This is a genomic window from Streptomyces venezuelae (assembly GCF_008642335.1).
In the GTDB taxonomy this organism is placed as follows: domain Bacteria; phylum Actinomycetota; class Actinomycetes; order Streptomycetales; family Streptomycetaceae; genus Streptomyces; species Streptomyces venezuelae_F.
Map to the genome: position 1 here is coordinate 7707915 of NZ_CP029191.1, position 20304 is coordinate 7728218.

A 20304-nucleotide genomic window follows, 5' to 3' on the forward strand; every position below is an offset into this window, starting at 1 on the left:
CGCGCTCACGATTCCGCTGAGATGAACTGACTGTCGGGAGTCTCGGGAATGTCGTCGGAGGCGGGCGCAGTGGTGGCGCCCGTGACCCCTATGGCCTCGGTGGCGTCCTCCCGCACGCTCTCGGGGGACGAAGCAGGCGACGCGCCCTGTCCGGCAGTGACGGCACCGTCGCCGCCGCCCGCGGACTCCAGCCACGGGATGGCGTACACGTTGGTGCGAGCGGGTTGCCGGGCGGCCGCCAGCGCCAGCTGTTCGGCCCGGGCCGACGGGGGGCCGTCGGTCGGTGGCGAGTACGGCACCAGACTGCTCAGCCAGGCGACGATCTGCATGCCCGGGACCGTGAGTGTCGTGCCGTCGAAGGACGACGCGAACCGGCGGGTCGACGAACTGTTCTGGTAACTGCCGGACAGTGAGAAAGGACCGATGCCGACGCTGCTGCGAATCGACGTGGCCTGCGTGGCCCGCTGAAGGTCCGTGGTTCCCCAGTCCGCGCTTATCTTGATGTCCCTGGCCACGATGAAGGCGGTGGGCAGCAGGGAGAAGATTCCCTCGTTCTTGTCGCTGATCTCGCCGGTCGAGTAATCCCCCGGCCTGCGGCCCGCCGTGCTCCAGCCGCGCAAGGACGTCAGGGAAGTGTCGAGCCAGCGGCGGCGAATTTCTATGCGCCCGAAACGGAAGGAGATGTTCATGTTCGACGTCTCGGTGTGCAGGCTGTACTGCGTCCTTTCCGTTGTGCCCGCTGCGCCCACGCGCCACAGACCGAGATTGATTCCGCCGCCCGCGCCATAGCGGGAGAAACGTGATTCTTCGTTGATGCGGAGCCTGTTGGACGTCAGCGTCAATGCGGTGAAGTTCGTGGCGCCGGATTCGGCGAACCAGTTGCCCGGGAACGCCTCGCACAGATGCCAGAAGATGTTGGCGTCCACGAGGCTGCCCCGCCTGGTCTGCAGGTACGTCTGCCGCGCCCGCGAGAAGATCCCGGCGAGGCTCGACTGCTGGAACTGCCCCAGGGTGGCGAGGGCGCTCTCCACCACGCCGGGACTCGCTGCCTGAAGGTCCTGGTAGGCGAGGTCCACGGGTGCCTTGAGCACCGGCGCGAGGATGGCCCACTTGCGCTGGTCCTCGGGCTTGCTCAGGTCGTACTGGAGGAAGTTCGTCGTGTAGCTGAGCAGTGCGGCGTTGTACAGCTGGAACTTGTTCTTGTAGTTGCGGTACAGCGGGGAGTCGACTTTCACCGTGACGGGAAGGCCGTCCTGGTCGAAGTCCTGGCCGTCCACGAAGAGCAGGTTGAACGCCCTGTCGTACGCCCGCTGGCCTTCGGGGTCCGCGGGCGGCGGATTCACGTTCGCGCGGACGATCTCGCCGTAGACGTTGTCGGTGCTGACGCCGCCGACCGCGTAGGCCGGTGTCAGCAGGGGGACGGGATCCACCAGGGTCGCGAAGTTCTCGCTCGCCGCGACGGAACCGGTCGGATTGTTCGGGGACCACGGGTTCGCGAACTGCGCCGGGTCAACGGGATTTCCGGGAAGTTGCAGCGACATATAGGTCTGTGCGCGCCGCAGAATGGGCTGTCCGCCACCAATGCCGGAAGGAGTGGTGGTGAGTGCGTCGAAGATCGCGTCGTAAATTCCTTGGAGCAACTGTTTCTGATCGATGGTCATGGGCTGCCCCCCTATATTGACCACCGCCGGATGGGCCCGGGATGTTAGTGATGTCCTACTCCCGCCGCACAACAGCGTCAATGAGCCAAGGAGCGCGCGGGAAGGACGTTCCGCATTCGACTGGATTGTGGCCAGAAAGGTTTTGCAAGGACGGTTCAGGACGGGTTCCCAGGGGCCCTGCGGCCTGTCGGGGGTCCGTGTGTGCGAGTGAGGCCGTGCGGGCGCCGCGCGGGGAGTGGGTGCGTGGGCGGGAACTTGCCACGCGTGGAGGCGAGGAGCCGGTGACGGCTCGTCCTGGCGGCTTGCCGCGAGCCGGTCGGCCGCGGCCGCGGCCGCGGAAATAGGTTCGACGCGTGGGTGTGAGGGTCCCGTCAGCGGGCACTCGATGGGTGGGCCCCGCCGTGTCTCCCCCGTCGCGGCGGGGCCTGCCGAGTCTCCGGGGGTTCCGCGTCGGGGCCGTGGGTGGTGGGCATGAGTGGTGCCCGCCCCCGGGGGATGTCGGGGCGGGCACCGGTCTCCGGGCCGCTTGCGCGGCGTCGCGTCAGCCGAACTTCACCGAGCTGATCCTGTTGTCGAAGCCGATGGTGGCCAGGTCGGCCACGTCACCGTTGATGACCTTGGACGCTCCGGTGCAGCCCGGACCCGACCAGATCTTCGCCGAGCCGTCGAGCGAGATCGACGAGGTCACCTTGGGTCGTGCGACGTTCTGGCAGCCCTTGCCCGCGATGCCCTGGGCCGGGCCGTTGTCCGAGAAGTTCGCGTCGTCGAAGAGGATGGCGCTGGTGGCGGGCGCCTGCCGCGTGTCGTCGGTGTCCGTCGGGTCCTCCTGGCCCGCGGGCCGACCGGACTTCGAGCCGTCGGGCTGTACGCCGAACCATGTGCCGCCGACGCCCTGCCCGTTGGTGTCGCCCGGCTTGGTGTCCTTGCTGAAGCGGTAGACCGGCCAGCCGCCGATGGTGACCTGGTGGGTGCCGTCGTCACGGGTGATGACGCCCACCTGCGACCGTGCCACACCCTGGACGAAGATCTTGCCGCCAGGGTCCACGAGGACGGGCGGCCACGTGGTGGCGCAGGCGCCGTTGCAGTTCGACCGGGAAGGCGACGCGGTGTCCTTGTCGAAGCGGTAGAGGGTCAGGCCGGACCCGTTGACGACCACCGGGTCGAGGGCGCCCGCCCGGCCCGCCGAGAGCTGGACCCACTTGCGCTGCACGGGTTTGGTCGCGGGCTTTCCGGGCGGGTTGGCCCAGTCCCCGGTGTTCTCGGGAGCCCGGTTCTGCCGCGCGGTACCGGACTTGAGGGCGAGTTCCATGGAGTCGGACGTGTCGCGCGCCGCCTCCGTGCCCGCGCTCCTGGCGCCCGGTCCGCCGTCGTCGCCCCCGCCGCACGCGGACAGGAGCAGGGCTCCCGCCGCGGCGAAGGACGCCAGCAGCACGGCCTTCCGGCGGTGCGTGCCGCTCGCCGTGTCGCTGCTCGCACGGGTTCCGGTCGTGTCGTTCATCGCATCTCCTCGGTCGGGTCCTTGAGCGGGTGTCGCTGACCCGCTCGGCCTTTCGAGACGTGAGTACGGGGCCCGGGCGCGCCCCCGTTCAGCCCGGACGGGACCGAGACCAAACCGAGACATTGTCTAAAGTGTGATCTCTTCCGGTAGTTGACCAGCTCTGTGAAGCGAGGGGCCGGTAGCGCGGGGTTTCGTTCGCCGCTCGACGGCTACTCGTCCGGGACTGAAGGGAGGGGTCCCCGTGACAGTCACGACAGCCCCGCCACATGTCCAGGAGCAGTTCAGCCACGAGGACCTCGTCCGCTACCTCGAGGACCGCTTCGCCTGCGCCCAGGCCTGCGACGACTGCGCACGCGTGTGCCTCGTGCGCGAGGGCCCGGCCGAGCCGGGCGGGGCGCCCCGCCTCAACACCGCCTGCGCGGACGTGTGCGAGGCGACGTCCCGTGTCCTCGCCGAACAGAGCGACCAGGACGAGCAACGCGTCCGCATGCAGGTGGAGTGGTGCCGAGCGATCTGCCTCCAGTGCGCATCGCTCTGCGACCTGCACCCCGCGTCGGCCGCCGCCGCGGAAGCCTGCCGCCGCTGCGCGAAGGCATGTGACGCCTTCCTGACCACACTGGGCTGAGCCCCCCCCGGGCAGAGCCGCCCCCAACCGGTCGGTGTGGGCCGGGAACCAGAAGCGGTTCCGGCCCGACCACTGTTCCAGAGTCCCCGCGCGGCCGCGCGTACCCACGCTCTGGAACGAGGTAGCAGCCCCATGAACTGGTACGAGGACGACGATTTCTGGTCGGACTTCGCCGAGACCATGTTCTCCGAGCGCAGGCGCGCGGAGGTCGAGGCCCTCGTCGGCGGATCCCCGCTGCTCCGCTTCCCGGCCGGGAGCCGGGTCCTCGACCTCTGCTGCGGTCCCGGTCTGTACCTCGTGCCCCTGGCCCGCGCCGGGAGCACCGTCACCGGGGTCGACCTCAGCCCCGGCATGCTCAAGCGCGCCGACGCCGCGTGCGAGGCGGCGGGCGTCGATGTCCGCCTGGTACGAGGGGACATGCTGACGCACGTCGAGCCGGAGACGTACGACGTGGTGCTGAACCTCTTCACCTCGTTCGGCTACTTCGACGACCCGCGGGACAACGAGCGCGTGCTGCGCAACGCCCACGACTCGCTCGTGCCGGGCGGGCGGCTGCTCATCGACGTGATGGGCAAGGAGGTCCTCGCGGGCTGGATCGGCCGGCCCCAGGTCGTCGACCTCGACGGCGGCGCGTACGTGCTGCAGCGCGACACCGTCCTCGACAGCTGGACCCGGCTGCGCACCGACTGGACGCTGGTCCGGGACGGGGAGGCGCGCGCCGCGTCGATCACCTCCTTCCTCTACAGCGGGGCCGAGCTGAGCGCCCTCTTCGAGGCGGCCGGCTTCACCGACGTGCGCTGTTACGGCGACTTCGACGGCGGCCCGTACGACAACCACTCGAAGCGGCTGATCGTGACCGGCACCCGCCCTGAACTCTCATGACCGAGGCGACATCCGCGGCACCGCCCGCGGGCCGCGCCGCCCGCTCGCCGGGCACATCACGTCAGAACCACGACCAGCAACCCCCGGGCCGCGGGCGGCTGTTGACCACACTGACCGCACTCTCCGTGACACTGGTGGTCTCCGTCCTGGCCGGTATCGCGCTGGGACCGACCGTCGTACCGCTCGGTGACGTCGTGCACTTCCTCACCGCCGCCCTCACGGGAGGCACCATCGACGCGGACGACGCGTCGGGGTACGCCATCGTCTGGCACGTGCGCACGCCCCGGGTCCTGCTGGCCGCGGTCGTGGGAGCCGGACTGTCCGTCGTGGGCGTCGCCATCCAGGCGCTGGTGCGCAACGCCCTCGCGGACCCGTTCGTGCTCGGCATCTCGTCCGGCGCCTCGGTGGGCGCCACCGCCGTCGTCGTGTTCGGGATCTTCGCGGGACTCGGGGTGTACGCCCTCTCCGCCGCCGCCTTCCTCGGCGCTCTCGGCGCGACCGTACTGGTGTATCTGGCCGCGCGCGGACCGCTCGGCCTCACGCCGCTGCGGCTGGTGCTGACCGGCGTGGCGCTGGCGTACGGCTTCCAGGCGCTCATGAGCGTGCTGGTGTTCCTCGCACCGAACGGGCAGGCCGCGCGGACCGTGCTGTTCTGGCTGCTCGGCAGCCTCGGCTCCGCGACCTGGGAGTCCCTGCCGCTCGTGACGGCGGCGGTCCTCGTCGCGGTCGTCGTACTGCTTCGGCACAGCCGGTCGCTCGACGTCCTGTCGCTCGGCGACGAGACCGCGGCCAGCCTCGGCGTGGACGCGGACGCGCTGCGCCGCGGCCTGTTCGTGCTCACCGCGGCCGTCACCGGGCTCATCGTCGCGGTCAGCGGCGCGATCGGCTTCGTCGGTCTCGTCCTGCCGCACGTGGTGCGGATCTGGGTCGGCTCCACGCACCGGCGCGTCCTCGCCGTCGCGCCACTGGCCGGCGCCTGCTTCATGGTGTGGGTCGATCTCGTGGCCCGCACCGCCTTCGCCCCCGAGGAGCTGCCGCTCGGGGTGATCACCGCGCTGATCGGCGTACCGGTGTTCGTCGTCCTGATGCGCCGCCGCGGCTATCTCTTCGGAGGCCGGTAGATGGTCCTCTCCCTCCGCGACCTGACCGTCGAGGCGGCCGGACGCGCCCTCGTCGACCGGCTCAGCCTCGATGTGCCCGCCGGTTCGATCGTCGGACTCGTCGGCCCCAACGGCAGCGGCAAGTCCACCGCACTGCGGTGCGTCTACCGCGCGCTGAAGCCGACATCCGGGGTCGTGCTGCTCGACGGCACCGACCTGACGTCGCTGAAACTGCGCGACAGTGCCCGGTCCGTCGCCGCGCTGACCCAGGAGAGCCACACCGAACTCGACTTCACCGTCGAGGAAGTGGTCGCCCTCGGCCGAGCCCCGCACGCACAGGGCAACCACCCCCTGACCGCCCGCGAACGGGAGCTGTGCGGCGAGGCGATGGACCGGCTCGACGTCGCCCACCTCGCCGACCGCAGCGTCCTGAGCCTCTCCGGCGGCGAGCGCCAGCGCGTCCTCGTGGCGCGCGCCCTCGCGCAGGAGCCCCGCCTCCTGGTCCTCGACGAGCCCACCAACCACCTCGACGTACGCCACCAGGTAGAACTCCTGTCCTTCCTGCGCGGCTCCGCGCTGACCGTGTTGACGGCCCTGCACGACCTGAACCTCGCGGCGCAGGTCTGCGACCGGATCGCCGTGCTCGGCGCGGGATGCCTGGTCGCCGCCGGTGACCCGGCCGAGGTGCTCACCCCGGAGCTGGTGCGCAAGGTGTTCGGCGTGGACGCGGTCGTCGTACCGCATCCGCGCACGGGCCTCCCGCAACTCCTCTACGACCTCGCACCGCCCCCGCCGCTCCCCGGCATCCCCGCAGACATCCCCGCACCGGCTTCCCCGTCCCCGGAAGGACCCCACTCGTGACCCGACCCCCGTTCCCCCGAGCCCTCGCCGCCGGGCTCCTGGCCACCGGGCTCCTGCTGACCGGCTGCGGCGCCGAGGTCGAATCGGCGGCGGGCGGCAAGCCCGGCACCGGCTCCGGCAAGGGCGCCGACACCGTCACCGTCTCCAACTGCGGCAAAAACGTCACGTACATCCGCCCGGAGCGCGCGATCGCCTACGACGTGAGCGGCGCGGAGAAGATGTTCGCCCTCGGCCTCGCGGACCGCATGCGCGGCTACGTCATGAACAAGCTCGGCGACCCCTCCATCAAGGGCTCGCCCTGGCGGGAGAAGTACGCCGAGGTCGACCGCCTCGGCAACGAACGCATCACCCGCGAGATCGTCGTCGACGCGAAGGCCGACTGGGTCCTCGCCGGCTGGAACTCCGGCTTCAGCGAGGAACGCGGCATCACCCCCGCCCTCCTTGACAAGGTCGGCGTCGCCAGCTACCTGCACACCGAGACCTGCTGGGACTACGGAAACAAGAGCGTCGACACCTCGCCCCTCCAGGCGCTCTACACGGACCTGGACAACCTCGGGAAGATCTTCGGCGTCGAGAAGCGCGCCGACAAGCTCGTCGACGAACTCAAGGAGCGGGTCGCCGCGCTGAAGAAGACGTGGCCCGCCAAGGGCGACCCGGCCAAGGTGTTCGTCTACGACTCCGGCACCGACCAGCCGTTCACGGCCGGCCGGCACGCCGCACCCGACGACATCATCACCGCCGCCGGCGGCACCAACGTCTTCGGGGACCTCGACAAGGGGTGGACGACGGTGGGCTGGGAGCCGGTCATCAAGGCGAAACCCGACGTCATCGTGATCGTCGACTACGCCGACCAGCCCGCGAAGGACAAGATCGCCTACCTCAAGAAGCTGCCGAGCCTGAAGTCCGTTCCGGCGGTGCGGAACAACCGCTTCCACGTCATGTCGTACGGCGATGTCGTCAGCGGCCCCCGCAACGTCGCGGGCGCCGAGGACCTGGGCCGCTACCTGCGTTCGGTCGGGCGGTGACGGCGACAGTGACCCCCACGCACACCGTCACCGCCCCGGTCCACGACCACATCACCGACGCGATAAAGGCCCCGGACCTGCTGCGCCTGTCCGACAACGTCGTCCTCGCCCGCTTCGAGACCCTCAAGGTGTACGCCGCCCTCGGCGCCGTCCGCACGCTGCTCGAACGCGGAACCGTCACACCGGGACAGACCCTCGTCGACAGCTCCAGCGGCATCTACGCGCTCGCCCTGGCCATGGCCTGCCACCGCTACGGCCTGCACTGCCACATCGTCGCCTCCACCACGGTCGACGCCACGATGCGCGCCCAGCTGGAGGTGCTCGGCGCCACCGTGGACCAGATGCCGCCCTCGGAGGACCTGCGGCTCGACCAGGAGGGCAGGGTCCGGCGCGTCCGCCGGCTGCTGGCCGAGCGGCCCGGCATGCACTGGATGCGGCAGTACCACGACGCCGTCCACTACACCGGCTACCGGGAGTTCGCCGCGCTCGTCGACCGCGCGCTGCCCGGCGTACCGCTGACCGTCGTCGGGGCCGTGGGCACGGGATCGTCGAGCGGCGGCCTCGTCGAGGCGCTGCGCGGACGCGACCGTGACGTACGCCTGCTGGGCGTGCAGCCCTTCGGCAGCGTCACGTTCGGCAGCGAGCGGTTCAGCGACCCCGAGGCGATCATCGCCGGGATCGGCAGCTCCATCCCCTTCGACAACGTCCACCACGACCTGTACGACACCCTCCACTGGCTCGACTTCCGGCACGCCATGGCGGGTGCGGTGGGACTGCTGCGCGACCATGCGGTGTTCGCCGGTCTCTCGACGGGTGCGGGGCACCTGGTCGCGGGCTGGGAGGCCGCGCGCGACCCCGAGCGCACCCACCTCGTCATCGGCGCCGACACCGGACACCGCTACACCGACCGCGTCTTCGCCCGCCACCGCGAGGCACTCGACCCGCGCACGCTGAAACCGCACCAGATCACCGACCTCGCGGACCTCACTCCGCCCTGGTCGGCGATGGAGTGGAACCGGCGCCGGTACGAGGTACGGGGTGGCGACGGCGGGGGAGGCGTACCCGCGCCGACCAAGGCGCAGCTCGTACGGGAGACACATCCGCTCATGCTCGCGGGCGACGGCCCGCTCGGGGCAACGCACCAGGAGGACCAGGCACGATGACCATCGCCGCACTCGAAGCTCTCACCTTCGGCCTGGGCCGCCTCGTCGAGGCCGCGGACGCCGCCGGGCACCGCCTGTGCCTGCTCACCGGCGACCGCGACGTCTACCGTCACGAACTCGCCCACCTCGCCCCCGGGGCACTCGACATCGTCGACGTCGACACCGACGACGCCGGAGCCTGCGCGGCCGCCCTGTCGGCCATGCCCGACCTGAGCGGGCTCATCAACTCGACCGACACCTGGAGCGTGCCCGGCGCCGACCTCGCCGCCAAGTTCGGCCTGCCCGGGCCCGACCCGAGCGCGGTCCGGCTCCTGCGCGACAAGAGCCGGGTGCGCGCGCTCCTCCACGAGCGGGGCCTGAGCGGCAGCCGCGCCGTGGCCGTCCCGGCGCCGACCTCCTCGGCCACCGCCACGGCGGCCGCCGCCGAGATCCTCCGCGAAGTCGGCCTGCCCGCCGTCCTGAAGGACTCCGCGGGCACGTCCTCCCGCAACGTATGGCCGGTGCGGGACGAGCGGCAGTTGCACGCCGCGCTCAGCGAAGCCGCCCAACGCCCCTTCAACGGGCGGCTGTTCGCCGAGCGTTTCTTCTCCGGGCCGGTCTACAGCGCGGAGACCCTCGGCTGGGAGGGCGAGACGAAGCTGCTCGGAGTCCTGAGCCGCCAGATGTCACCCGAGCCGTCCGTCCGCGAGGAGGCGGCGGCGTTCCCCGTGGCCTTCCCGCTGCCCGAACTCGCCCGCATCGAGGAGTGGGTAGGACGCGTGCTGGCCGCCGCGGGCCACGACAGCGGCTTCGCGCACGTGGAGTTCGTCCTCACCGCGGACGGCCCGGAGCTGGTGGAGATCAACCGCCGCATCGGCGGCGCCCTCGTCGGCGAGGCCCTGTGCCGCGCCCTGGGCACCAACGTGTACGAGGCCCTGGTCGACACGGCGCTCGGCCGCCGCCCCGCGCTCCTCGACGCGGTGTCGACCGGGTACGCCCCGGAACGGGCCACGGCCTTCGTGCTCGTCTACCCCGACCGCCCCGGCACCCTCACCGGCTGGACCGGCCTCGACGGTCTGGCGGCGTTCCCCGGTTCGCCCGAGTGGTACCCGACGGCGGTCCCGGGGCGGCGTGTGGAGCACCTGAGCGACCAGCGCGGATGCACGGGAATCGTGCTGGCCGAGGCCGAAACCGCGGAACTCGCCCTGCACAGGGCGCTCAGCGCGGCCGGCAGCATACGGCCGACCGTCGTGGGCGACGACAACCGAGGATGAACCCGTCACCCCACCAGCCGACACCGACACCGACACCGAAACCGAGGCCGAGGCCGAGGCCGACGCCGACGGGCCTGGCACAGTTCACCCACTTCACCGCTCCCCAGTACTTCCTCCTCGTCGGCTCGTTCCTCATCCCCTTGGGCAGCTTCGCCGTGCTGCCCTTCACGTCCGTCCTGCTGCACGAACGGCTGGGCATGGGGCTCGGCACCGTCGGCGTGGTGCTGGCCGTCGCCTCGTTCGTGCAGTTCTCGGGCGGTGTCGTCGGTGGGGCCCTGGCCGAACGCATCGGCCTGCAGCCCACCATGCTGCTGGCCCTGGTGATCCGCACGGCGGGCTTCGCCGTGTTCCTGCCGGGGCTGAGCCGACCCGCGTGGGCGGTCGCCGCGCTGTTCCTCGTCTCCGTCGGGGCCGCGCTCTACCTGCCCGCCAACAAGGCGTACCTGGTCACGGGGGTGGGGGAGGAGCGGCGCGCGCCGCTCCTGTCCGCGAGCAGCTCGGCGCTCAACGCGGGTATCGCACTGGGCCCTCTCGCGGCCGCGCCCTTCGTCCTGACGGCGTCGGCGGGGCTCTTCACGGCGGTCGCCGTGCTGTTCGGCCTGATCACGGCGGGGCACGCGCTGCTCCCGCAGGCGACAGCGCGAGCGACCCCGGAGGCAGCACCCTCCGAGGACGACCAGGATGAGCGTGAGCGGCCGACGGAAGGGCCGACCCTCCTCCCCTTCGCGATCACCGTGCTGAGCGTGTACGTCTTCATGTTCTTCCAGCACTACCTCGCGCTGTACGCGGTGGGCAGGACATCGACGCTCTTCTACGGCCTCGTCCTGGCCCTCTACGCCCTCCTCCTCGTGGTCGCCCAGCCCCTCCTCTCGGACTGGATGGCCCACCTGCCCTACCTGCGCGCCCTACGCATCGGTTTCACCGCGCTGGCCGCGGGCATGGCGGCGCTGGCGCTCGGCCACCCCGCCGCGATCCTCGGCGGGGCGCTGCTCATCTGCGTCGGCGAGGTCGTCCTGTTCCTGAAGAACGACCTGGAAGCCCTCGCGCGGTCCACCCGCTCGCCCGCGGTCGTCTTCGGCCGGCAGCGCCTGGCGGCGGGGATCGGCGCGTTCGCCAGCGGGATCGCCGGGGGAGAGGGGTACGCGTGGGCCGAACGCGCCGACCGCGCGGGCCTGTTCTGGCTGGCGGTGGCGGCGCAGTGCGTGCTGCTGCCACCGCTGTTGCTGCGTGCCCTGCGCGGACCCATTCCCTATTTCTGCAACGGGTTCTACTCTGTGCGCCGTCGGGTCCGGGACCGAGCGAGCCGAGCCGGCCGAGCGTCGAGCCAGTAGAGCCTGGAGGGGCAGTGCACCTCGAATACACGCCTGAACAGCAGCAGTTGCGCACGGAGCTGCGTGCGTATTTCGCCGAGCTGGTGCCGGACGACTCCTCTGCGCGGTACCGCGAACCGGCCGCCCAGAAACGGTTCTACCGGGAGACCGTCCGCCGCCTGGGTTCGGACGGCTGGCTGGGGGTCGGCTGGCCCGAGGAGTACGGCGGGCGCGGGCTCTCGCCCATGGAGCAGTTCATCTTCTTCGACGAGGCGGCGCAGGCGGGCGTACCGCTGCCGTTGATGGCGCTGAACACCGTGGGGCCGACGATCATGCAGTTCGGCACGGACGAGCAGAAGGCGTACTTCCTGCCGCGGATCCTCTCCGGTGAACTCGACTTCGCCATCGGCTACAGCGAACCCGACGCCGGCACGGACCTCGCCTCGCTGAAGACGAAGGCGGTGCGGGAGGGCGACGAGCAGACCGGCCACTACACGGTCAACGGACAGAAGATCTGGACGACCAACGGCGACACGGCGGACTGGGTCTGGCTGGCGGTCCGCACGGCCACCCCGGAGGAGGGCGTCCCGCTGCACAAGGGCATCACCATGCTCCTGGTCCCCAGGAGCGACCCGGGCTACTCCTGCACCCTGATCAACACCCTCGCCTCGCACGACACGACCGCCAGCTACTACGAGAACGTCCGCGTCCCCGTCTCCCGCCGCGTCGGCGAGGAGAACAAGGGCTGGCGCCTCATCACGAACCAGCTCAACCACGAACGCGTCACGCTCGCCGCGCACGGCACGATGGCGATCCGCGCCCTCCACGACGTCCAGCGCTGGGCGATGGACACCAAGCTGGCCGACGGCCGCCGCGTCATCGACCTCAACTGGGTCCGCGGACGCCTCGCGAAGACCCACGCGAGGCTCGACGCGATGAAACTCCTCAACTGGCAGATGGTGAACGCGGTCCAGGAAGGCACCCTCACCCCCCAGGACGCCTCCGCGGTGAAGGTCTACGGCTCGGAGGCACGCCGCGACGCGTACGCCTGGCTGATGGAGGTCGTCGCCTCGGCCGGCGCCCTGAAGGAGGGCTCGTCGGGCGCGGTCCTCCACGGCGAACTCGAACGCGGCTACCGCTCAGCGGTGATCTTCACCTTCGGCGGCGGCAACAACGAGATCCAGAGGGAGATCATCTCCTGGATCGGGTTGGGGATGCCGCGGGTGCGCCGCTGAGACGATGATCAGGTGTCGCCGAGGAGGTGGCGGCGGAAGAACGCGCTGAGGTGCGTGGCGGCGATCCGGCGCTGCTCCGGCTCGGTCAGCTGCCTGGCCGGCGCCCCGCCCTCACGACCCGTGCACTGCCCGGGGTGTCCCTTCACCGGCGTGGCGTCGTCGAAGGCCGCGACCTGGCGGCTCTGAGGCGACCACTGCGTGTTGAAGTAGTTGTGGTTCGCGCCGGGGACCGCGTAGCGGTGGAAGCCGTGCCGGTTCCCCTTGGCCGCGTCGGCCGCGAACGAGAGCGCCTCTTCGCCGACCTGTCCGTCGCAGGTTCCCCGGAAGACGGCGAAGGGAGTCTTGGTGATCGTGTAGGCGGACATGTCCTCCGTCATCACGTTGTAGGCGGGCGCCAGCGCTGCCACCGCCTTGACCTCGACGCCCTTCGGCCACTGCTTCCGGTGGCTGTCGGCCGCCTGCCAGGTGGCCCCGGCTCCCGCCCTGGAGTGCCCCATGACCCCCACGTTGCCCATGTCCACGTGGTGGGCGAAGCCGACGCGGCGGGCGGCTCCGGTCGCCGGGTCGGTGAACTTCCCGGCGAGCTCACCCGTGCCCTCGGAGCTGAGCCGCTGCCACATGCGCAGATGCCGGTTGATGAGATCCGCCCGCGCGGCGGCGTTGTCGTCCCCCGTCACGGAGGAGGCGTTGATGCCGTTGCCGCCGGCCGAGACCACGACGAACCCTTGAGCGGCCAGCTTGCGGCCCAGGTAGTCGTATCCGCGCATGCTGGGCAGGGCGGGCGTTCCCTTCGCACAGGGCCAGGCGGTCAGTTTGGCGTTGGCGGCTTCGTACGCGGCATCGTCGCCCCTGGCTTCGGCGGCGGTGCGTGCCGCCTCGGCCTTTCGGTCGGCGCAGGTGTCGTGCAGGCCGTGGAGCAGCACGATCAGTGGGTGCCGCCCCGTGCCGAGGTCGGCGGGGTAGTGCACCACTCCCGTCAGTTCGGCTGGTTCGCCCGTCCGTGGCAGGTGCCAGGCCTTGTCACCCAGGTCGTAGCGGACCGTTCCGGTGCCTCCGGACGAAGGTGCCGCATCGGGTTTCCTCACCTCGTTCGGGGCCGCGGCACCGGTTGCGGCCGTGTATGTGAAGGTTGCCGCCGCGGCGGACAGGACCGCCGCCGACAGGCCCAGCAGACGGGCCGAAGTTCTCTTGCGCTTGTGTCGCTGCACTGTTTCTCCCTGGTTGCTTCCGTCAGCGGGCGGCGGCGTAGGAATCCACCACGAACGTGATGACCCGGTCCTGCAACGCGGCCCCGGAGGCGCCTTCCCGCTTGATCATGTCCGTTCCGTGCCGCTCGCCCTTACGGATGACCAGCTCCTTCTCGCGGGCGGCGGAGGCCGCGTAGACCTCACGGACCTGCTTCTCGACGTTGCCTTGCATGTCACCGGGCGACGCCACGAGCAGCGTCGGGACGTCCAGCCTCTTCACGGCCGCCACGGCGTCCACCCCGGGGCCGCACCGGGCGGGCGAGGACATCATCAACAGGCCCACCACCCGCAACGGCGTATCCGCCCCGGCGACCGCCGCCGTCGTCCCGCCGCACGACGCCCCCGCCAGGAACACCTTCTTCGCACCGAGGCGCCGCAGTTCCGCGAGACCGGCGCGGGCGTCCCGGTCGATGTGCTCGTTCCCGGCACGCTTCTCGGACGCACCGTGATTGCGGTACTCGGGGATCACCACGTGGTAGCCGCGCTCGGCGAGCTGCCGCCCGATGTCGACGAACGAGCAGATGCTGTAACCCTGCTCGTGATCCAGGAGAACGCCGTCGGGCCCGTCCCCCAGGACCAGTGCCGACAGATGCGCCCCGTCGACGGTCGTCAGCGTGGTGGCTCTGTTCCGCAGGTCCTTGGGCACGCACGCGTTGACGCGATGTCCGCGGGCCGTGCGCACCGTGGTGTCGGGCCAGCTCGGCTCGTACGAGACGGGCTCGTGGTCCGGCGGCGCGGCGGGAGCGCTGCTCCGCGCCCCGGAGAGCGGCGGAGGGGTTGATGCCGGGCCTCCCGCCTCCGGGCGGTCGGGCCCGGACCCGCCGGCCGGGCCCGCACAGCCCGACAGCAGTCCCAGACACGCCAGCGTGGCGGCAGCGGCAGCTCTGAATTTCAGTACGGTCTTCCTCACGCCTTGACAGACGTGCGGCCCCGCCCGGGGTTGCAGGCCGTGGCGAGTGATGTTGCACCGTGCGGTGAACTGCAACCTGTCGGCGCTCCATACGTCCTCTCTTTGTAGAGGACACTTTTGGAACTCCTGGAACTCGAGGGCGCTGATGGCTGCCGTATCCGCCTGTGAAGGTGCTTTCCCGCGCGGCCGGTGGCGATGGCTGCTGGCCCGGCTCTCCCAGGACCGCGACAGACCGGACGTCAGGGGCCGGGACCGGCTGTCCGGCACGGCATCGGAAGAGGTCGACAGGCTCTACCGCGACCGCAGGCTCGACCTCGTGCGCCTGGCCGTCCTCCTGGTCGACGACGTCCCCACGGCCGAGGACGTCGTCCAGGAAGCCTTCGCGGCCCTGTACCGGCGCCACGGCACATCGCTCGACGACATCGCCGATCCCGAGGCCTACATACGGCGCAGCGTGGTCAACACCTCCAGGGACGTGCTGCGCAGGAGGCGCACCGTGCGCGCCTACATCCCGCCGCGGATCCTCCCCGCACCACCACCGGAAGACGAGGTCCTCCTCAAGGAGGAACACCAGGAAGTGCTGCGAGCACTGAGACTGCTCACCGTGCGCCAGCGGGAGGTCCTCGTCCTCAGGTACTGGTCGAACATGTCCGAGGCGGACATCGCGGCAACCCTGGGTCTGTCTCGGGGCGCGGTGAAGTCGACAGCGAGCCGGGCACTCACGGCCCTGGCCAGAAGACTGGAGGAGACGCCATGACGGCCATCGAGGACCGCCTTCGCGCCGCACTGCATGCCAGGACCGACCAAGTCACCACCCTCCGCCCGGACCTCTCGCCACTGGCCCGCCCACACGCACGGACGGTCACCCACCCCCGCCTGCGCAAGGCCGCGGTGGTCCTGCTGGCCGCAGCAGTGACGGTCGTCCTCCTCATGCTGCCGCGACTCCTCTCACAGGACGCCCCGTCAGCCCCCGCCGACACTCCGCCACCCGCCGCCCCGAGCATCAGCACGTCGCCGACACCCGCCCCCTCCCCACCGGACGAGTCACCTGGACCTGCCGCACCGTAGGGCGCTGGAACACCGACGTACGGCTGCGGCGCATGACGGCGGACGGGCGCACGCTCGGCAAGGCGGTCGTCCCCGTACGGGCTCCCGGGCGGGAGGTCGTCTGCGCGGACGTCCCGGACGACCTCGCTGCCCGGGGAGAGCGTGACGATCGGCGTACGCGGATGGGATGCCGTGGGTCCCCGTGGCGGACCGGATGTCGCCGCCGTCAGGGCGGCCCTGTTCGCGGTGGAGCCCGCATGAGTGAGCAGCGGCTGACCATCCGGGACGTGGCGGCGCGGGCCGGGGTCTCGCGCGCCGCGGTGTCCCTGGCCTTCAACAACAAGCCGGGGGTGTCGGAGGCGACCCGGGCCCGGATCATCGAGGTCGCCCGCGCGATGGGCTGGGAGCCCAACCGCTCGGCACGCGCGCTCAACAAGCAGGGGACGGGCACGATCGGGCTCGCCATCAGCAGACCCGCACGCCAACTCGGCCTCGAACCCTTCTACATGGAGTTCATCTCCGGCCTGGAGAGCGTGGTGTCCGATCACTCGGGCGGGCTGCTCCTGCGCCTGGTGAAGAGCCTCGACGAGGAGATCGAGCTGCAGCGCCACTGGTGGCGGTCGGGCCAGATCGCCGGTTCCGTCCTGGTCGACTTCCGTGAGCACGACCCGCGTGTGCCCGTGCTGTCGCAGCTCGGGCTGCCCGCGGTCGCCGTCGCCCACCCCTCGCTGATGGGCCCGTTCACCTCCCTCTGGACCGATGACACCACCGCCGTCACCGAAGCGGTGCGCTACCTCGCCGCGCTGGGGCACCGCTCCATCGCCCGGGTCGGCGGCACGGCCGAGCTCGGGCACAGCGTCATCCGCGGGGCCGCTTTCGGCGCGGCCGTGGCGGATCTGGGGCTGCCGGAGGGGCGCCAGCTGGCCACGGACTTCTCCGGGGACGCCGGGGCCCGGGCGACACGCTCGCTGCTGGCCTGGGACGATTCGCAGCTGTGCAAGCTGACCCACCCGACGCTCTCCGCGATGAGCCACGACATCCACGCCTTCGGTGCGGACGTCGCCCGGAGCCTGTACGAGGTCCTGGCGGGCGGCCGGGTGGCCGCGCACCAGGTGCCGACGCCGGCCCTCACGCCGAGGGGGTCGACGGGGCCGCCGCCCGGGCGAGAATGAGGGAACCGGTCACGTGCAGGGCCGGGCCGTCAGCCGTCAGGAGTTGGTCGCACCATGCCGGAGCGCGCACACCCGCGTACGTCCATATCCGCGCCCGCCCCCTCACCCGCCCCGTCACCCGGCTCCTCACCCGACCGTGACCCCGGGCTGTTCGGCCCGTCCTCCGTGACCTGGCAGGCGCACGCCGACCCGATGATGTGGGTCGCCGGGATCAGGGCCCTCTACCTCCAGGCCCTGCATCCCCGCGCGGTCCGCGGCGTCATGGAGAACTCCGACTTCCGCAAGGACGCGTGGGGCCGCCTCATGCGGACCGCCAACTTCGTGGGCACGACCACCTACGGGACGAGCGCGGTGGCCGAGAAGGCGGGCGCCCGGGTCCGGAAGATCCACACCATGCTCGGGGCGACGGATCCCGAGACGGGGGAGCGGTACGGCGTCGACGAGCCCGAGCTGCTGCTCTGGGTGCACTGCGCCGAGATCGACTCCTACCTCCACGTCGTACGCCGCTCGGGGTTCCGCCTCACCGACGCGCTGGCCGACCGGTACGTCGACGAACACCGGCAGAGCGCCCGCCTCGTGGGCCTCGACCCCGCGGACGTACCGGCGTCGACGGGGGAACTCGCCGCGTACTTCGAGGACATACGGCCACGGCTCGCCGCCGGGCCCGACGCGCGCGCCGTCGACGACTTCCTGCAGCGCCCGCCGACCCACGCCCTGCTCATTCCGGCGCGCGAACTGCTGTGGAGGCGTGTGGCGAACCTGGCGTACGCCTCCCTGCCGCCGTACGCCCACGAGCTGTACGGCAGGGCGGCCCCGCCACCCGCCGCGGTGACCCGCAGGCTCGTCCTCACCGGCACCGTCCTGCGCGCCGTCCCCAACCGTGTGCGCTGGCAACTCCCGCCCAAACACATCCTGCGCGCCATGGCGCGACTCGGCCCCGGCAGCCGCCCGGCCCCGTACAAACTCCACAGACGGGACGCCATACTGGGCGGGGCGGGGAGGGCGCGGCGAGGCGACGGGGGCGACAACACGAGATGGCGGACACCAGGCTGATCCAGGGCCGCTACCGGCTCCTGGATCTGATCGGGCGCGGCGGCATGGGCGAGGTCTGGCGGGCCCGCGACGAGTCGCTGGGCCGCCAGGTCGCGGTCAAATGCCTCAAGCCGGTGGGGCCCCAGCACGACCAGGCGTTCACGCGCGTGCTGCGTGAGCGCTTCCGGCGCGAGGCGCGCGTCGCGGCCGCGCTCCAGCACCGGGGCGTCACCGTCGTCCACGACTTCGGCGAGCACGACGGCGTCCTGTACCTGGTGATGGAACTCCTCGACGGCCGCAACCTCAGCCAGCTCATGGAGGACAACAAACAGCACCCCCTGCCCGTCGAGGACGTCGTCGAGATCGCCGACCAGGTCGCGGGCGCCCTCGCGTACACCCACGAACAGGGCATCGTCCACCGCGACCTGAAGCCCGCGAACATCATGCGGCTCGCCGACGGCACGGTGAAGATCTGCGACTTCGGCATAGCCCACCTCGGTGCCGACATCGGCTTCACCTCCCGGCTGACCGGCACGGGCATCGCGATGGGCACCCCGCACTACATGTCGCCCGAGCAGATCAGCGGCGACCCCGTCGACCAGCGCAGCGACCTCTACTCCTTCGGGTGCGTGCTGTACGAGATCGCCACGGGCGCCCCGCCCTTCGACATGGAGGACGCCTGGGCCGTCCTCGTCGGCCACCGCGACACCACACCCGCGCCGCCCCGCAGACACCGCGACGAACTGCCCGCGTACTTCGACCGCATCGTCCTCGACCTGCTCGCCAAGGAGCCCACGAGCAGGCCGCACGACGCGCGGGAGCTGGGCCGCCGCATCGCCGCGGGACGCACGTCGATCACGTACGTCCCGACCGTCGCGACGCCACCCGTCCGCCGCGCCGACCCCCTGGTCCCGCACGAGCCGCGCCTGCCCTCCTGGACCCGGGGCATGACCACAGGACACAAGGCCGGCGGCGCGTCCGTGCTGCGCACCACCCCGCCCGACGCGGCCGCAGGCCTCACGGGCGAGTGGATCCCCCGACGTGACGCGCGTCGCACCGCGGCCCCCCGCCCCACCGAACGCCCCACACCCGCGCCCGAACTGGTGGCCACCCTCACCAACCGCCACAACGCCGGACTGAGCCTTGGCCGGCTCGGCCGCTGGGCGGAGGCGGGCGAGGTGCACCGCTCCGTCGCCGCCGAACGCGAGCACGCGCTCGGCCCCGACCACCCCGACACGCTCGCCAGCCGGTACGAGGTCGGCTTCACGCTCAGCCGCACCGGCCGCGCCTCCGACGCCCTGCGCGAGTACACCCGCGTCGCACAGGGCCGGGAGCGCACGCTCGGCCCCGAGCACCCGGACACGCTCGCCGCACGCCAGGAGATGGCGTACGTGCTCGGCCAGCTCGGACGGCACTTCGAGGCCCACCAGACGTACACCGCGGTGCTCGCCGTCCGCGAGCGCACGGCGGGCCCCGACCATCCGGACACGCTGCGCTGCCGCCACAACCTCGCGTACAACCTGAGCCGCCTCGGCCGCCTCGAGGACTCCTACCGACTCGCGGAGGAAGTGGCGGAGGCCCGCGTGCGAGTCCTTGGCCAGACCCACCCCGACACACTGGTCACGCGTTACGAAGTGGCTTACGCACTGGGCCAGTTGGGCCGCTGGCAGGAAGCCCTGGCAACCTACCGGGAGGTCGCCGACGCGCGCGAGCACGCCCTCGGCCCCGACCACCCCGACACGCTCACCGCCCGCTACGAAGTCGGCATCAGCCTCGGCCGGCTCGGCCGCAGCGGCGAGGCTCTCGACCTCTACCGCCACCTCATCGACGACCGCACCCGCGTCAACGGCCCCGCCGACCCCGAAACGCTCCGGGCCCGCCACGGCCTCGGCGTCAACCTCGGCCGCCTCGGCCGCTGGGAGGAGGCCCTCGCGGAAGCCCGCGACGTGTGCGCCATCCGCGAACGAGTCCTGGGCCCCGACCACCCCGACACCCTCGTCAGCCGCCGCGAGGTAGCCGTCGGCCTCGGCTGGCTCGGCCGCTGGACCGACGCCCTCACGGAGTACCGCAGAGTGGCCACATCCCGCGAACACGTCCTGGGCCCCGACCACCCCGACACCCTGGCCAGCCACAACGACGAGGCCCACTGCCTGGAACAGCTGGGACGGGGCGCGGAGGCGGTGGAGGTGTACCGGAGGGTGGCTGTGGTGCGGCAGAGGGGGGCGGGTGGGGGGCGGTGACCGCCCCGGAGCGGGGCTGCGAGGATGCGGTCGTGGAGCGGAT

The 20304-nt window shown here is 71.5% G+C and carries 18 protein-coding genes; 14 read left to right on the top strand and 4 right to left on the bottom strand.

Annotated elements, in window-relative coordinates; translation table 11 throughout:
* Positions 1-5 precede the first annotated feature (5 nt).
* Both DEJ49_RS34315 and DEJ49_RS34320 read right to left on the bottom strand, forming a co-directional pair.
* Positions 6-1661 carry a hypothetical protein gene (locus tag DEJ49_RS34315; RefSeq protein WP_150187711.1) on the bottom strand — a complete coding sequence of 552 codons (1656 nt, stop codon included), beginning with the start codon at positions 1659-1661 and terminating at the stop codon, positions 6-8.
* Positions 1662-2202: 541 nt separating this feature from the next.
* Complete coding sequence (locus tag DEJ49_RS34320; RefSeq protein WP_150187712.1) at positions 2203-3159, bottom strand: hypothetical protein; 957 nt, start codon at positions 3157-3159, stop codon at positions 2203-2205.
* A 241-nt stretch (positions 3160-3400) separates the two neighbouring features.
* On the opposite strand from DEJ49_RS34320, the gene DEJ49_RS34325 reads away from it, so the two are divergent.
* From DEJ49_RS34325 to DEJ49_RS34365, 9 genes are all read left to right on the top strand, one after another.
* A complete protein-coding gene (locus DEJ49_RS34325; RefSeq protein ID WP_150187713.1) occupies positions 3401-3784 on the top strand; it encodes a ferredoxin in 384 nt (127 codons plus the stop codon).
* 132 nt (positions 3785-3916) lie between these two features.
* The gene (locus DEJ49_RS34330) at positions 3917-4666 is read left to right on the top strand and encodes a class I SAM-dependent methyltransferase (protein ID WP_150187714.1); all 750 of its coding nucleotides are present in this window, start codon (positions 3917-3919) and stop codon (positions 4664-4666) included.
* Positions 4663-5787, top strand: coding sequence for a FecCD family ABC transporter permease (locus DEJ49_RS34335; RefSeq protein ID WP_150187715.1), 1125 nt, complete (start codon positions 4663-4665; stop codon positions 5785-5787). The genes DEJ49_RS34330 and DEJ49_RS34335 overlap by 4 nt, the downstream gene beginning before the upstream one ends.
* Entirely contained in the window at positions 5788-6627 is an 840-nt protein-coding gene (locus tag DEJ49_RS34340; RefSeq protein ID WP_150187716.1) for an ABC transporter ATP-binding protein, read from the top strand.
* Positions 6624-7652, top strand: a complete 1029-nt coding sequence (locus tag DEJ49_RS34345) for an ABC transporter substrate-binding protein (protein ID WP_150187717.1) — start codon at positions 6624-6626, stop codon at positions 7650-7652. Before DEJ49_RS34340 ends, DEJ49_RS34345 begins: the two co-directional genes overlap by 4 nt.
* Positions 7649-8815 carry a pyridoxal-phosphate dependent enzyme gene (locus DEJ49_RS34350; RefSeq protein ID WP_150187718.1) on the top strand — a complete coding sequence of 389 codons (1167 nt, stop codon included), beginning with the start codon at positions 7649-7651 and terminating at the stop codon, positions 8813-8815. Before DEJ49_RS34345 ends, DEJ49_RS34350 begins: the two co-directional genes overlap by 4 nt.
* Positions 8812-10068 (top strand): ATP-grasp domain-containing protein, encoded by a 1257-nt coding sequence (locus tag DEJ49_RS34355; protein ID WP_150187719.1) that lies wholly within the window; start codon positions 8812-8814, stop codon positions 10066-10068. Before DEJ49_RS34350 ends, DEJ49_RS34355 begins: the two co-directional genes overlap by 4 nt.
* Positions 10065-11399 (top strand): MFS transporter, encoded by a 1335-nt coding sequence (locus DEJ49_RS34360; protein ID WP_150187720.1) that lies wholly within the window; start codon positions 10065-10067, stop codon positions 11397-11399. The genes DEJ49_RS34355 and DEJ49_RS34360 overlap by 4 nt, the downstream gene beginning before the upstream one ends.
* Positions 11400-11413: 14 nt before the next feature.
* On the top strand, positions 11414-12613 hold the full coding sequence (locus tag DEJ49_RS34365; protein WP_150187721.1) for an acyl-CoA dehydrogenase family protein: 1200 nt from the start codon (positions 11414-11416) through the stop codon (positions 12611-12613).
* A gap of 8 nt (positions 12614-12621) precedes the next feature.
* Here DEJ49_RS34365 and DEJ49_RS34370 read toward each other — a convergent pair whose 3' ends face one another.
* Both DEJ49_RS34370 and DEJ49_RS34375 read right to left on the bottom strand, forming a co-directional pair.
* On the bottom strand, positions 12622-13821 hold the full coding sequence (locus tag DEJ49_RS34370; RefSeq protein ID WP_190329546.1) for an alpha/beta hydrolase: 1200 nt from the start codon (positions 13819-13821) through the stop codon (positions 12622-12624).
* Positions 13822-13843: 22 nt separating this feature from the next.
* Entirely contained in the window at positions 13844-14770 is a 927-nt protein-coding gene (locus DEJ49_RS34375; RefSeq protein WP_223833117.1) for an alpha/beta hydrolase, read from the bottom strand.
* Between the two features lie 145 nt (positions 14771-14915).
* Here DEJ49_RS34375 and DEJ49_RS34380 point away from each other — a divergent pair, with 145 nt between their 5' ends.
* The 5 genes from DEJ49_RS34380 to DEJ49_RS34400 all read left to right on the top strand — a co-directional run bounded on the left by DEJ49_RS34380 (position 14916) and on the right by DEJ49_RS34400 (position 20261).
* The gene (locus tag DEJ49_RS34380) at positions 14916-15527 is read left to right on the top strand and encodes a SigE family RNA polymerase sigma factor (RefSeq protein ID WP_190329547.1); all 612 of its coding nucleotides are present in this window, start codon (positions 14916-14918) and stop codon (positions 15525-15527) included.
* The gene (locus DEJ49_RS34385; protein ID WP_150187722.1) at positions 15524-15838 is read left to right on the top strand and encodes a hypothetical protein; all 315 of its coding nucleotides are present in this window, start codon (positions 15524-15526) and stop codon (positions 15836-15838) included. Before DEJ49_RS34380 ends, DEJ49_RS34385 begins: the two co-directional genes overlap by 4 nt.
* 236 nt (positions 15839-16074) lie before the next feature.
* Positions 16075-16989, top strand: a complete 915-nt coding sequence (locus DEJ49_RS34390; protein ID WP_150187723.1) for a LacI family DNA-binding transcriptional regulator — start codon at positions 16075-16077, stop codon at positions 16987-16989.
* 54 nt (positions 16990-17043) lie between these two features.
* Entirely contained in the window at positions 17044-18042 is a 999-nt protein-coding gene (locus tag DEJ49_RS34395) for an oxygenase MpaB family protein (protein WP_150187724.1), read from the top strand.
* The gene (locus DEJ49_RS34400) at positions 18024-20261 is read left to right on the top strand and encodes a serine/threonine-protein kinase (RefSeq protein WP_150187725.1); all 2238 of its coding nucleotides are present in this window, start codon (positions 18024-18026) and stop codon (positions 20259-20261) included. The genes DEJ49_RS34395 and DEJ49_RS34400 overlap by 19 nt, the downstream gene beginning before the upstream one ends.
* Positions 20262-20304 lie beyond the last annotated feature (43 nt).

What these genes read in the sequence shown, in the direction of transcription:
- DEJ49_RS34315 (WP_150187711.1), bottom strand. Translation starts at nt 1,661, where the DNA reads ATGACCATCGATCAGAAACAGTTGCTCCAAGGAATTTACGACGCGATC.
- DEJ49_RS34320 (WP_150187712.1), bottom strand. Translation starts at nt 3,159, where the DNA reads ATGAACGACACGACCGGAACCCGTGCGAGCAGCGACACGGCGAGCGGC.
- DEJ49_RS34330 (WP_150187714.1), top strand. Translation starts at nt 3,917, where the DNA reads ATGAACTGGTACGAGGACGACGATTTCTGGTCGGACTTCGCCGAGACC.
- DEJ49_RS34335 (WP_150187715.1), top strand. Translation starts at nt 4,663, where the DNA reads ATGACCGAGGCGACATCCGCGGCACCGCCCGCGGGCCGCGCCGCCCGC.
- DEJ49_RS34340 (WP_150187716.1), top strand. Translation starts at nt 5,788, where the DNA reads ATGGTCCTCTCCCTCCGCGACCTGACCGTCGAGGCGGCCGGACGCGCC.
- DEJ49_RS34355 (WP_150187719.1), top strand. Translation starts at nt 8,812, where the DNA reads ATGACCATCGCCGCACTCGAAGCTCTCACCTTCGGCCTGGGCCGCCTC.
- DEJ49_RS34360 (WP_150187720.1), top strand. Translation starts at nt 10,065, where the DNA reads ATGAACCCGTCACCCCACCAGCCGACACCGACACCGACACCGAAACCG.
- DEJ49_RS34380 (WP_190329547.1), top strand. Translation starts at nt 14,916, where the DNA reads ATGGCTGCCGTATCCGCCTGTGAAGGTGCTTTCCCGCGCGGCCGGTGG.
- DEJ49_RS34385 (WP_150187722.1), top strand. Translation starts at nt 15,524, where the DNA reads ATGACGGCCATCGAGGACCGCCTTCGCGCCGCACTGCATGCCAGGACC.
- DEJ49_RS34390 (WP_150187723.1), top strand. Translation starts at nt 16,075, where the DNA reads ATGAGTGAGCAGCGGCTGACCATCCGGGACGTGGCGGCGCGGGCCGGG.
- DEJ49_RS34395 (WP_150187724.1), top strand. Translation starts at nt 17,044, where the DNA reads ATGCCGGAGCGCGCACACCCGCGTACGTCCATATCCGCGCCCGCCCCC.
- DEJ49_RS34400 (WP_150187725.1), top strand. Translation starts at nt 18,024, where the DNA reads ATGGCGGACACCAGGCTGATCCAGGGCCGCTACCGGCTCCTGGATCTG.